The 12,434-nt window shown below is 73.9% G+C and carries 11 protein-coding genes and 1 riboswitch; of the genes, 4 read left to right on the forward strand and 7 right to left on the reverse strand.

Going from position 1 to position 12,434, the window contains the following annotated elements:
- The first annotated feature begins 138 nt into the window (after positions 1-138).
- Positions 139-636, forward strand: coding sequence for an Asp23/Gls24 family envelope stress response protein (locus F603_RS0113345; protein ID WP_019546506.1), 498 nt, complete (start codon positions 139-141; stop codon positions 634-636).
- A 382-nt stretch (positions 637-1,018) separates the two neighbouring features.
- On the opposite strand, the gene F603_RS0113350 is transcribed toward F603_RS0113345, so the two are convergent.
- Positions 1,019-1,369 (reverse strand): ArsR/SmtB family transcription factor, encoded by a 351-nt coding sequence (locus F603_RS0113350; protein WP_026328388.1) that lies wholly within the window; start codon positions 1,367-1,369, stop codon positions 1,019-1,021.
- A 137-nt stretch (positions 1,370-1,506) separates the two neighbouring features.
- Here F603_RS0113350 and F603_RS35560 point away from each other — a divergent pair, with 137 nt between their 5' ends.
- The 3 genes from F603_RS35560 (at position 1,507) to F603_RS35835 (ending at position 3,829) form a co-directional block, all read left to right on the forward strand.
- On the forward strand, positions 1,507-2,259 hold the full coding sequence (locus F603_RS35560) for an FAD-dependent monooxygenase (protein ID WP_019546508.1): 753 nt from the start codon (positions 1,507-1,509) through the stop codon (positions 2,257-2,259).
- A gap of 638 nt (positions 2,260-2,897) precedes the next feature.
- Positions 2,898-3,473, forward strand: coding sequence for a DMT family transporter (locus F603_RS35830; RefSeq protein ID WP_245600765.1), 576 nt, complete (start codon positions 2,898-2,900; stop codon positions 3,471-3,473).
- Positions 3,473-3,829 carry a DMT family transporter gene (locus F603_RS35835; protein ID WP_245600782.1) on the forward strand — a complete coding sequence of 119 codons (357 nt, stop codon included), beginning with the start codon at positions 3,473-3,475 and terminating at the stop codon, positions 3,827-3,829. The genes F603_RS35830 and F603_RS35835 overlap by 1 nt, the downstream gene beginning before the upstream one ends.
- A 278-nt stretch (positions 3,830-4,107) precedes the next feature.
- Here the strand turns inward: F603_RS35835 and F603_RS0113365 are convergent, their stop codons facing one another.
- The 6 genes from F603_RS0113365 to F603_RS0113390 all read right to left on the reverse strand — a co-directional run bounded on the left by F603_RS0113365 (position 4,108) and on the right by F603_RS0113390 (position 12,305).
- Positions 4,108-5,658 (reverse strand): ABC transporter ATP-binding protein, encoded by a 1,551-nt coding sequence (locus tag F603_RS0113365; RefSeq protein WP_019546509.1) that lies wholly within the window; start codon positions 5,656-5,658, stop codon positions 4,108-4,110.
- Positions 5,655-6,464 (reverse strand): ABC transporter permease, encoded by an 810-nt coding sequence (locus F603_RS0113370; protein ID WP_019546510.1) that lies wholly within the window; start codon positions 6,462-6,464, stop codon positions 5,655-5,657. Before F603_RS0113370 ends, F603_RS0113365 begins: the two co-directional genes overlap by 4 nt.
- A complete protein-coding gene (locus tag F603_RS0113375; RefSeq protein ID WP_019546511.1) occupies positions 6,461-7,408 on the reverse strand; it encodes an ABC transporter permease in 948 nt (315 codons plus the stop codon). The genes F603_RS0113370 and F603_RS0113375 overlap by 4 nt, the downstream gene beginning before the upstream one ends.
- A gap of 1 nt (position 7,409) precedes the next feature.
- Entirely contained in the window at positions 7,410-8,972 is a 1,563-nt protein-coding gene (locus tag F603_RS0113380; protein WP_281168888.1) for an ABC transporter substrate-binding protein, read from the reverse strand.
- 52 nt (positions 8,973-9,024) lie between these two features.
- Positions 9,025-9,151: riboswitch (cobalamin riboswitch) on the reverse strand.
- 202 nt (positions 9,152-9,353) lie between these two features.
- Positions 9,354-11,468 (reverse strand): SpoIIE family protein phosphatase, encoded by a 2,115-nt coding sequence (locus F603_RS0113385; RefSeq protein ID WP_019546513.1) that lies wholly within the window; start codon positions 11,466-11,468, stop codon positions 9,354-9,356.
- Between the two features lie 180 nt (positions 11,469-11,648).
- Positions 11,649-12,305 (reverse strand): ATP-dependent endonuclease, encoded by a 657-nt coding sequence (locus F603_RS0113390; RefSeq protein ID WP_019546514.1) that lies wholly within the window; start codon positions 12,303-12,305, stop codon positions 11,649-11,651.
- Positions 12,306-12,434: the final 129 nt, after the last annotated feature.

Genomic DNA, 12,434 nt, shown 5'->3' on the forward strand with positions numbered 1-12,434 from the left:
TGAGATTCCGGTCGGGGCGTCAGGTTTCCGCGCGCCGTTCCGGGCAGGGCTCTCAAGAGGGCCCTTCGCCGGTCCGCGCCGCACTCCGGCGTGCGACACCGGCCAGGGCACCACGTCCACGACGCGGAGGAGGTACCGGTGGCCACCAAGCAGACCGCTACCGAGCAGGAGCAGACCGGATCGGCGGAGAGGACGGGACAGCGCAGTACGACGGTGAGCGGCGGCGGGCACGGCGCCGACGAGCCGGCGCCCACCCGCGGCCGGACGTCCATCGCCGACCTGGTGGTCGTGAAGATCGCCGGCATGGCAGCACGCGAGATCCCCGGTGTCCACGACATGGGCGGCAACATCTCGCGCACCATCGGCGCCGTGCGGGATCGGGTGCCGGGCGGGCGGTCCAACGTCGGCCGGGGCGTGAAGGTCGAGGTCGGCGAGCGGCAGACGGCGATCGACCTCGACCTCGTCCTGGAGTACGGAGTGGCGATCATGGAGGTCGCGCGGGAGGTCCGGGAGAACGTCGTCGACGCGGTCGAGCGGTTCACGGGCCTTGAGGTCGTCGAGGTGAACGTCGCCGTCAACGACGTACACCTGCCGGACGAGGACGAAGCCGCGTCCGAAGGCGGCCGGGTCGAGTGAGGGCGCGGGGCTCGGCCCCACGAGGTGTCGCCACGCACGTCGACGCACAGCCAACTCCCCGGCGGCTCCGTCGTGTTGCCCACGGACAACGGGTACTCGCGCGGGTGCGCTCTCCGCGAGCAGGGTATCGGCCCGGGGCCGATCCCGTGGCGGAGGGACGCACCGTCCCCGGGCTTTTCCTTGCGGCACTGCGTCGGTCCCGCAAGGCGCATCCTCGCCGTCAACACTGGACTTGGGTCTGCTGACCGGTTCTCTCCGAGATCCCTTCCACATCGCTTCCGGGCAAGCGCTCCGGCGTCGTAAGGCTTTCGGGTAAATGCCGGTGCGCGTCGCCCTGGCGCACGTATCGCTCGCGTGACGGCGGAAGTTCGGTCGAGGCGGCTCACCCGCCGCGCGTGAGGAGCTGCCCCATGGCCGCCACGACGCCGGGTTCGACGCGGTAGAAGACCCAGGTGGCCCGGCGCTCCGAGACGAGCAGACCGGCCTCCTTCAGCTTCTTCAGGTGGTGGGAGACGGTCGGTTGGGAGACGCCGACGTCCGCGATGTCGCAGACGCACGCCTCACCGCCCGGGTGCGAGGCGACGAGCGAGAAGAGGCGCAGCCGCACGGGGTCGGCGAGCGCCTTGAACATCCTCGCGACGCGTTCGGCCTCTTCCGCCCCCAACGGCCTCTCGTCCAACGGCGGACAGCACGGCACCGGGGCGGCGGCGGGCGGGGGCTTCACGTTGGCCATGCGCGGAGTTTGACACGCATCGAAACAGTCGGCCAGTGGCGCGGTCGGCCGAGCCGCCTTTTCTACAGAGGCCGCTTTGTCGCGTGCCGGCCTGCTTGCGCATGGACGTGGAAGGGCGTCGAGACGGAGAGGTCTTCATGGGCATCACCGCGCAGTCACCCGTCGTGGTCGTCGGATCAGGTCCCGTCGGCCCTGCGGCCGCGGCGCGCCTCCTCGAACGAGGCCTGGAACGCCTCGTGTTGGAGGAGATCGCTCTCCGCATCCGCACCGGCGTCCGCGCAACTGCGGTGTCGCGCAAGGGCGTCGACGTCATGCGCGCCCTGGGACGCGGGGCACATCCGCCCCTCGTCCGGACGGTGACCGGTGGCGGCGAGGTGCACGACGTCGAGGCCCGCCCTGCCATCGACGCCTCCGGCACCTGGGGGTGCGCCAATCCGCTCGGCCGCTCGGGGCTCTCGGCGTCGGGTGAGACGGAGGCCACCGACCGCGTCACCGGACCGCTGCCCGACGTGCTGGGCAGTGAGCACTCTCGGTTCGCCGGACGGCACACCGTCGTCGTCGGTGCGGGTCATTCCGTCGTCAACACCCTGCTCTCCCTTGTGCAGTTGGCCGCCGGGGGCGGCGATACCCGCATCACCTGGGCGGTGCGGGGCACGTCCGTGCACCGCGTCTACGGAGGAGGCGAGGCCTACGGGCTGCCCGCACGCGGCGCGCTGGGCACCCGGCTCAAGGAGGCCGTCGAGTCCGGCTCCGTCACGCCGGTACACGAGTTCGCGATCACCGGCGTCACCGCCACCTGCATCCGTCTCCGGGCCGGAACACGGACGCTCGACGCCGACACGGTGGTGGCCGCCACCGGCCTCCGTCCCGACCTCGACATGCTCCGCTAGGTCCGCATCGATCTGGACACGGCGACCTAAGCACCGTCCCAGCTCGCGTCTCTGATCGACCCCGACTTCCATGGCTGCGGAACGGTGCCCCCGCACGGGGAGCGCCAACTCGCCCACTCGGAACGGGACTTCTACCTCGTCGGCATGAAGAGCTACGGCCGCGCGCCGACGTTCCTCAGGCCACCGGCTACGAACAGGTCCGTTCCATCGCCGCCGCCCTCGCCGGAGACCGCGAGGCCGCGGACGACGTACGGCTCGACCTGCCCGAAACCGGTGTCTGCTCCGGCGAACCGATCCCCGCAGAGGACGCCGGCGCCTGCGCCGGGGAAGCCACCGAGGAGGACGCGCCGTGCTGCGGCGGCCCCCGGGCGCTCCCGGTCGGCTTCGCCACCGGGCGCAGTGACGGCCGCTCCGGCGAGGCCGCGCGTGCGGAGGGCGCGTAGGTCGAGGTCCGCGCCGGCGCCGTGCGCCTCGCCGCGCGGTGCGCCACCGCCGACGCGCGGTGGGGCGGGCCAGGGCTGCCGACGCGCGACGGCCGGCAGCCGAGCGGCGGAACGCGGCGTCGGAATACCGCCGGTCTTTCGAGTCGATTCGCGCTTCTCTCTTGGGAATCGCGTACCGCCTCGAAGGAGAGAGACGTGCCGGTAGTCGGCCAGTTCGTACTGCTCGCCATGGCGTGGGGCTCCAGCTTTCTGTTCATCAAGGTCGGCCTGGAGTCGTTGGCACCGCTCCAGGTGGTGTGGGCGCGCATGGTCGTGGGCGCCGCGGTCCTCTGGCCGGCCGCTCTCGTCGCGCGCCGGCGGGTGCCTCGCGACAAGGCGCTGTGGTGGCATCTGACCGTCGTGGCCGTGCTGTTGTGCCTCGTGCCCTTCACGCTCTTCGCCTGGGCCGAGCAGCGGATCACCTCGGGGCTCGCCAGCACATACAACGTCACGACGCCGCTGATGGCGCTGGCGTGGTCCGCCGTTCTGCTGCCGGCCGAACGCCTCACCCGCCATACCGCCGCCGGCCTGCTGCTCGGCTTCGCCGGCGTACTGGTGATTCTCGACCCGCTCCCCGTCGCCCCCGGAGGCGACCTCGCGGCCCAACTCGCCTGTCTCGCCGCGACGGCCTGCTACGGGATCGCCTTCGTTTGCCTCCGGCGCTTCGTCTCGCCGCGTCGGCTGCCCGGTCTTCCCGTCGCCGTCGTCAGGTCACCGCGGGGGCCGTGGTGATGCTGGCGGCGACGCCCTTCCTCGCCTCGCCGGCGCCGGGCGATCTGACCTGGCGGGTGCTGCTCGCCACCGCCGCCCTCGGCGCCTTCGGCACGGGGCTCGCCTACGTCTGGAACGCCAACGTCGTGGCGGCCTGGGGCGCGGCGAACGCTGCCGCCGTCACCTACCTCGCTCCGGTCGTCGGCGTCGCGCTGGGGGTTGTTCTCCTGGGGGAGCCGGTCTCCTGGAATCAGGTCGCCGGGGCCGTACTCGTCATGCTCGGCATCGTCCTCACTCGTCGCCGCCTTCCCGGGCTGCGCTCCGCACCCGTGCGGAGCAACCCGTCCGGCAAGGAGCGGCGGGGAACGGGAAGTTGAGCGACTGCTGCTGCCGGATGCGGAGTACTTCGGGGATCAAGTCGACGTGCGCACAGAAGGGTTGGTGAAGTGCCGGTGCGCAAACCGAAGTTGAGCGGGACGTCGGCCCAGCTCAAGCCGCAGCCGTCGTGCGACGCCGGGCCCCGGACCACAGCACTTCACGGACACACCGGCCCTGCGCACTCGTCGGCGCCCCCGCACGTGCACGAGCCGATCCGCTCTCCGCGAGCAGCGGGAGACCCGCCGCCTGACCGCCCGTGCTTCGGCCGGCGCCGCGCTCACGTGCCCGCCCACCCAGCGGGCAACACCGCATCCACCGCGCCGCGCCGCACGCAGCGGCCCTCGTCGAAGAGTGCGGCCTCGCCGCTCAACGCCCGTACGGCGGGCAGGTCGTGGCTGATGAGGAGCAGCGCGGTCCCGGCCGGGGCGAGCAGGTCGGGAAGCGCGTCGAGAAGCTGCTGCCGCGAGACGGTGTCAAGGGCCGAGGTCACCTCGTCGCAGACGAGCAGTGCCGGGCGTGCCGTCAACGCGCGTACGAGCGCGCAGCGTTGGAGCTGGCCGCCGGAGAGCTGGTGCGGGAAGCGGTGCAGCAGCGCGTCTTCGAGGCCCAGGGCGCGTGCTGCCGTCCTCGCCTCCGCGGTCGCCTCCTGGTGGGGACGTCCGCGCAACAGCCTTGCAGTGTCGGCCAGTTGGGGAAGCATCGGACGGTGCGCCTCGAAAGAGCCGGCGCTGCTCTGGTGCACGTATTGGACGGCGCGGCGCTGCTCCGCCGTGCGCCGGCCCACGCGGTGGGGAAGCGGCCGGCCTTCGTACCGCACCTCGCCCGCGGACGGTGCGGTCAGCCCCGCGAGGACTCGGGCGAACGTCGTCTTCCCCGACCCCGAGGGGCCGAGCAGCGCGGTCCTGCTGCCGGGCGGGAACGCCATCGTCACCGGTCCGGCGAGCGGATCGCCGGACCGGCGGCGCACCGCGACGCCCGCGGCGGTGACGCCGTCGCCACACTCCGCGGGCCGGGCGCTTCCTGCGCCTCCCCCCGCGCGCGGGGGGTCCTCTGCGGCGAGCAGCTCGCGGGTCGCCCGGTGGCGGGCGGCGGGGCCCGGGCCGAGGAGCTGCGCGGTCGGCCCTTCGTCGACCGCCCGGCCGCGCTCCAGCACGACGGTCCGGTCGGCCGTCCCGCGCACGAGCGGCAGGTCGTGGCTGAGCAGCAGCACGCCGGTTCCGTTTCGCGCGAGCGTCCGGATCGTGCGGCCCAGTGCGTGTGCAAGGGCCGGGTCGAGGCCGCTGGTCGGCTCGTCGAGCACCAGCAGCCGCGCCCCCGTCACGAGGGCGGAGGCGAGCGCCAGTCGCTGCTGCTGGCCACCGGAGAGCTGGTGGGGGAAGCGGCGGCGGACGGCGTCCCACGCAAGGTCGACGGAGGCCAAAGCGCGTCGCGCCGCCGCCTTCCGCGCGGCCCTGCCCTCGTGCCCGAGCACGGCAAGCTCCGTCAAGGCGCCGCCGACGCGGCGGACCGGGTCGAGCACGGTGTCCGGGTGCTGCGGAAGGTGCGCGGCGCGGCCCGCCCTGGCCGCCGGGCGCCGCTCGGGCGGCAGGAGGAGCAGGTCCTCGCCCGCCAGCAGGACGCGCCCGTCGAGCCGCACTCCGCGAGGCGAACTCCCCAGCACCGCGAGGCCGAGCGTCGTCTTGCCGCTGCCCGACGGGCCGACGACCGCGGTGACGGAGCCGGACTCGACGGTGAGCCCGACGCGGTCGAGCAGCGGGCGTGCGGCCCCGTCCGCGTGTGCGGAGACGCCGGGAACGTCGAGCAGCGGTACGGGCGTGCGGCCGGTCACGGTCGCACCTCTCTCCTGCCCGCCAGGGCACGGTCGACGAGCAGGTTGCCGCCGACGCACAGGCACGTCAGCAGACCGGCGGGGATCAACACGGCGGCGGGCTGGGTGAACAGCGCGTCGCTGTTGCGCTCGACGAGGACCGCCCAGTCCGGCGAGGAAGGGGGCAGCCCGAGGCCGAGGAAGTTCGCCGACGCCAGCAGGTACAGCACCACGGAGAACCGACCGGCCGCGTCGGTGGCGAGCGGAGCCGCCAACTGCCGTGCCAGGTGCCGCAGATGGACGTACGCCCACCCGCGCCCCTGCATCCGCAGCGCCTCGACGACCGTCTGCGCGCTCGGCGCCAGCGCCGCGCCGCGCACGAGGCGTGCGACGGCCGGCACCTGGAGCACACCTGCGACCGCGACGAGCCAGTACCACTCCCGGTGCCCCGTGGCCGCCAGGGTCATCAGCACCAGCAACCCGGGGAAGGCGAGCAGCAGGTCCAGCCCGCGCATCACCGACTCGTCGAGGGCCCGCCGCTCCCCCGCTGCGAGCAGCCCCAGCGGCACCCCGACCACCGCGCCGACGAGCAGCGCGCCGAGGGCGCTGCCCAGCACCGAGGCGCCCCCGTGCAGCACGAGCCACAGCACGTCACGCCCGAGGACGTCCGTGCCGAGCGGATGCCCGTCGCCGGGCGGCCGGGACGGCAACGCGCCCTGCGCCGAGGGCGATCCCGCGGCGGCCCACGGTCCGAGGACCGCGACGAGCACCGGCGCCCCGAGAAGCGCCAGGGCGATCCACGGGCGGCGTCCGCGTGCGGCGCTCACGCCGTCACCTCCCGACGCGGTGCCAGCCGGTGCGCGACGAGGTCGCCGACGAGGTTGACCGCGACGACCGTCCCCGCGAACACCAGTGCATACGCCTGCACTTGGGGCATGTCCCGGTTCTGCACCGCCTCGACGAAGCCGGTGCCCAGCCCGCGCAGGCTGAACACCGCCTCCACGAGCACGGCACCGCCCAACAGCCCCTCCACGCAACGCGCGTACTGCTGCGCCGCGGGGCCGAGGGCGCCGGGCAGCACGTGGCGCAGCACCACCGTCCGCTCCCTCATCCCCAGCAGCCGAAGGTGCGCGGCGACGGCGCCGTGCCGCTCGGCCGCCACACCGGCCCGGATCTGCCGCGCCAGGTCGCACAGGTGTCGTGCCGCCAGCACGGCGACGGGCAGCACCAGTACGGCCGGCTGCGCCAGCAGCGCCGTGGCGTCCATGCCGACGGCGGTGGCCGGCAGCAGGCCGGCGGCGAGGGACACCGACGCGACGAGCAGCAGCCCGAGGACGAACTCCGGGACGGCGTGGAGCAGAACCGCCGCCGTGTTCAGCGCCCGGTCGGCGCGGCTGCCCTCCCTCAGCCCCGACACCGTGCCCACGAGCGGCGCCAGCACCGTGACGAGCAGCAGCGCGGGGGCGCCGAGGAGCAGCGTGACGCCGATGCGGCGGCCGAGGTCCTCGCCGACCGGGAGGCCGGTCGTCAGGGAGTTCCCGAGGTCGCCGGTGAACAGGTCGCCGAGCCAGTGCACGAAGCGCGTCAAGGCCGGTTCGTCGAGGCCCAACTGGGCGCGCAGCGTGGCCACTTGCTCGGGTGTGCCGAGCTCTCCGCGGAGCACGTCCGCCGTGTCGCCCGGCAGCAGCGAGCCGACGGCGAAGACCGCGACCAGCACCACGAGGCACTGGCACACCGCGAGGAGCGAGCGCCGCAGGACGTAACGGCGCACCTCAGGCGACGCGGGCCCGGTCGAACCTGGCCCAGTCGTGCGAGTTCGGCGGAGCGGCGCGCAGGCCGCGCACCGAGGAGCGGACGGCGTCGTTGGCGTCGGAGAACGCCCACACCAGCAGGCCCGACTCGTCCCTCGCGAGCCGTTGCGCACGGGCGAGCAGGGCGAGCCGGTCCTTCTCGTCACGGGTGGTGCGGGCGCGGTCGAGCAGCGCGTCGAACTTCTTCGAGGCGTACTGCGTCTGGTTGCGGGCCGCGCCGCCGCGGACGCGCTGCTGGAGGAAGTCGGAGACGGGCAGCGTGGAGGTGGTGTTGAAGGCCGCGACGCCCTGGGTCTCGATCTCGCTGAAGTAGGTGCTGGCGGCCCGGGTGCGGCCGGTGAGCCGCAGCCCGACGTCCTTGAGCTGGCGGCCCATCAGTTCGACGGCGGGTTCCCAGGCGGCGTCGACGGAGCTGGTCTCCACGGTGAGGTGCAGCCCCTCCGCGTCCGCCTCCTTCACGAGCTTCCGCGCCTCCTCGACGTTCCGCTCGCGCGGGTCGAGGTCGTCGGGGTATCCGCGAAGGCCCCGGCCGAACAGGTCGTTGCCAACGTCACCGTGGCCGGCGAGGGCCACGCGGACCAACGCCCTGCGGTCGATGCCGAGTTGCACGGCCCGCACCAGTCGCGGGTCGTCGAAGGGCTTGCGGCCGGTGCGCAGCAGCAGTTGCTGTGCGGTGGCCCGCTCGGCCGTCAGGAGCCGCGTCGAGTCGTCCTTCCGCAGGCGGTCGACGGAGGAGCCCGCCATGTCGGCCGCGTAGTGCACCTGCCCGGAGAGCAGGGAGTTGAGCCGCGCCGACTCCTCGTTGGCGGGGACGATCTCCAACTCCGCTATGTGCGGCGGGCCGTCCCAGTGGTCGGCCCACCTCCGGTAGCGCGCCGTACCGCCGGGGGTGAACGAGACGTAAGTGAAGGGCCCGGAGCCGACCGGGTCGCGGAAGTCCTCGGCCCCCTCGGGGACGATCTCGGTGCCAGGGCCCGCGAAGACGGTGGGGAACTCGAAGTTCGGCGCCTTGAGTACGAAGACGACGGAGCGCGCACCGTCGGCGCTGCTGGCGTCGAAGTCGATCGCGGAGAGCAACTCCTGCGAGGGGGAGCCGAGTTCGGGGTCGGCGGCACGGCGGTAGCTGTAGAGCACGTCCCGAGCCGTGACCGGCTTCCCGTCGTGGAACTCGGCCTTGCGCAGTCGTACCCGCCACCGCATCCCCGCCGCGTTGCTCTCCCAGGACTCCGCGAGCCGCTTCCGGACGGACATGTCGTCGGCGTACGTGCCGAGCGTGTCGTAGAGCGCCTTCGCGCGGGCCTGGTCGACGAAGTTCGGTGCCACGTGCGGATCGAGCGTCTCCTGCGAACCGCCGGCCGTGAACGCGGCGCGGAAGCGGTCGCCGCTTCCCCCGTCCTTGGTGTCGCCGCCGCAGCCGGTGAGCAGTCCTGTCGCGCCGAGCGCCAGCGCGCCCCCGGCTGCCAGCACCCCTCGGCGGCCGGGCTCCGGCCGGTGCGCCCTCTGCGCGCGGGCATGCGTCGTCACGGTCGATCCTCTCCGGGGTGTCCTCGCCCCTGCCGTCGGACCGGCGACGGGTCAGTCTCCTGACTCCCGGATCGTTGCTCGCCTCCGCCTTCCCGTCCGCAACAGCGGACAGTGACGTGCAGGAGGGCCGCTCCCCGGTCACAGTGGCGGGACCGTGCCGGACTCGCACCGGCTTCCTGGTCCCCGTCGCCTCGTGCGCACATTGTGGCGCACGGGGCCTGCGGGGTCTTCTACCGGGCTGCAACCGACGTCGAACTACCGTCTCACCGGAGGGAGTTGGTGTCGCGCTGCGCGGCGGCAGCACCGACTTCCCCGGCTGCGGCGTGGGTTCGGGCGCGGTGGACAGGTGGGCCGCGGCGCGGGGGCGGTCCCGCGAGCCCGTCATCCGTCTTCCGGTGGCGTCCCGATGACGAGCAGGGCGATGTCGTCCTGGCGTTGGTCGGTCCGCTCGTGCGGGCGGACGAGGGCGTCGGCGAGGTCGTCCATGGAGCGGTGCGGTGCGCGCGAGAGCCGGCAGGCGAGGTCGGCGATCCCGTCGTCGAGGTGCGCGCCCGGGGTCTCGACCAGCCCGTCGGTGTAGAGGGCGAGCACCGCACCCGGCGGCAGGGATACCTCGGTGGTCTGGTACTCGGCCGCCGGGTCGATACCGAGCAGCAGGCCGGACGGCGGCTCCAGCACCTCGGTGCGCCCGTCGGGGTGGCGCAGGAGCGGGGGCGGATGACCGGCGCTCGCCAGGTGGACGCGGCGGCGGGCGAGGTCGATGGAGAGGTAGAGGCAGCTTGTGAAGAGCCCCGTGTCGAGGTCGGTGAGGAGGCGGTTGGTCCGGGCGAGGACCTCTCCGCACGGGGCCCCGGCGCTGGCGTGGACGCCGGTGCGGAGCTGGCCCATGAGCGCGGCGGCGGTGACGCTGTGGCCCTGCACGTCGCCGATGGTCGCGGCGACCGTGGTTTCATCGCAGCGGATGAGGTCGTAGAAGTCCCCGCCGACGTCCATCCCCCGCGAGGTGGGCAGGTACCGGGCGGCCACCTCCAGGCCGGGCACCCGCGGGAGGGACGTGGGGAGCAGGGCGGTCTGGAGTTCCTGCGCGAGCTGGTGCTCGGTGTCGTAGAGGCGGGCGCGGTCCAACGCCTGCGCCAGCAGGGCCGCGAGCGAGGCAAGGACGGCGCGCTTGTCGCGGTCGAAAGGTCGCGGCCGGTCGAAGGAGAGCACGCAGCAGCCGACCGGGTGGCCGGAGACGATGAGCGGCAGGAACGCCCAGGCGGCCCGCCCGGTGAGCCTCGGGATGTCCGGGTTGAACCGCGCCATCTCCTCGGGCGAGACGAAGAAGAGCGGCGACGCGGTGGTGAGCGCACGCACCGTCGGGGCCTTTTCGTCGCGGAACGGCGGATGGTCGAGACGGCTGACGACCTCGTCCCGGTAGCCACGGTGACCGACGATGTGGAGCTTGCCCGCCTCGACCACGGAGAGGACGAACCCCTGCGCGTCGAAGGCGGGCATGATCCGGTCGGAGGCCAGCTCGACGACGTCCTGCACGCCGACCGCCTCGGTGAGGGACGCGGCGAGGTGCATCACGTCGTAGAGGGAGCCCGCCCTGGTCGGCCTGTCGGCCCCCGCCAGGTGCTCGTGCGGCGGCCGGTCCGCGGACACGGTGCCGTCGGCGAGGGTGAGGCGGAGGCTGACGCCCGTCGGGTCCGGGTGGAAGTCGATGTCCAGTTGCTGGTGCCCAGGGCGCTCGACGGTGGCGGAGGTGGGCCGCCGGCTGATCGCCGCCGCACGGTAGCGGTCGACGAAGGTGGGGTCCTCCAGCCACGGCAGCGCCTCCCACAGCGGCGCCCCGCACAGCTCCCCGGCGGCGCGGCCGACCAGGTCGGCCGCGCTGTCGCTGACGAACGTGACTCGCCCGCCCGTGTCGAGCGAGCAGTAGCTCTCCGGCAGGCGGTCGAGGCACTCCTCGGCGGCGGAGGCTCCACCTGGCCGCACGGTGCCGGCGCGCGGCGGGCCCGGCACGGGCTCCTCGGCTTCGCTGAGCTCCCGGCTGCTTTCCTCGTCGGCGTCGAGGAGGGCGGCCACACGGCGGCAGGCCGAGTCGACGACGTCGCGTGCCTGTGCGCTCAGCCGGTAGGGGTGCGCTCCCGGCCAGAGCAGCACCAGCACCCCCCGCACGAGGGGGCCGCTGGTGACCGGTGCCGCCGCGAGCGCGAAGTCGTACGGCATCACGAGGGCTGCCCTCGGGTAGCGGCGGGCCAGCTCGGTCTGGCTGTGCACCCAGACCAGCCGCCGCTCCCGCGCGGCCTCGGTCGGAGGGATCGGGTCCGCGAGGGGCAGCCGGGCCAGATGCGTGGCGACCTGTGCGGGGAGGCCGCTCAGCGCCGTCAGTCGCAGCGTCTCCCGGTGCGGCGAGAGCAGGTAGACGGCGCACACCGAGGCGCCGGCCTCCCCGACCGAGCGGTCCGCAGCGGAGCCGAGGAGCTCCCGGAGGGAGTCGGCGGCGCCCACCCCTTCACCGTCCCCGTGCGGAGACGGCGGCGCCCTGCGGCGGGCCGTCCGTCGGCCGGGCCGGGAGGCGCGGCGCCGCCACCGCTGTGCCACGGAAATGCCACATGCGCCTCACCATAAAGCGAGTTGGGAGGCACGGCATGCGGCCGCGGAGACGGGCGCACGTCGGCGACGGCCGTGTCAGAGGTGCGTGAGGAGGCGGTCCAGCGGCCGGGGTACGTGCGCGAGGTCCAGGTGCGCGACCAGCGCCTGCGCGTAGAGCGCCTTGCGGCCGCTGTGCGTCCCCATGAAGCGCCGGAGCTGGTGCTCCACGGGCCGCTCCCGCTGGGCCGGCTGCCCCTGGAAGATGCGGAAGGGGCGGGTCTCGCCCTGAGCTGCGATCACCTCCTGCACGCCGTCGGCGCCGACGGCGCGGATGAGCTCGTCCTCCAAGTCGGCGACGCACGCCTGGAACCCGACGCTCTCCAACCCGGCTTGTGCGAGACCCGAGCCGAGCCCCACCCGTTCGAGGTGGCGTCGGAAGTGCCGCTCCTCGCCGATGTCGCAGAGGCCGGCGAGCGGAAGGCCGAGCCCGGGAGGGCCGCAGACGTCCAGGAACCGCCCGATGCTCGTCGCGCCTCCGAGCGGTACCACCGCGACGCCCTCCGCGCGGAAGTCGCGGCCGTACCGGGCGGCCAGCGCCTCGATCGCGGCCCGGTCGCTCTCCCCCTCGACGAGTACGACCGTACGCAGCGCCCCGCCGGCCAGCTCCCGCGCCACCGCGGCGCCCTCGTCCGCCCGCGTCCCGCCGGCCGCCCACGCGCTCAGCGCCAGGCGGAACCGGCTCGGCTCGTCCACGAGACCTCGCCTCCCGACGTCGCTCCGGACCGCGCTCATGCATGATTCTGAGCGGCGGCCCGGCGGGCAAGTGGTTATCCGGGCGTGGCAGGAGGCCGCTCCGGAGGTCTTCCTGCGCAACACCGGTGA

This window comes from Streptomyces sulphureus DSM 40104 (assembly GCF_000381025.1).
Lineage (GTDB): Bacteria > Actinomycetota > Actinomycetes > Streptomycetales > Streptomycetaceae > Streptomyces > Streptomyces sulphureus.

Excerpts from the sequence above, each read along its gene's own strand:
- F603_RS0113350 (WP_026328388.1), bottom strand. The coding sequence starts at position 1,369 with ATGGCCAACGTGAAGCCCCCGCCCGCCGCCGCCCCGGTGCCGTGCTGT.
- F603_RS35560 (WP_019546508.1), top strand. The coding sequence starts at position 1,507 with ATGGGCATCACCGCGCAGTCACCCGTCGTGGTCGTCGGATCAGGTCCC.
- F603_RS35835 (WP_245600782.1), top strand. The coding sequence starts at position 3,473 with ATGCTGGCGGCGACGCCCTTCCTCGCCTCGCCGGCGCCGGGCGATCTG.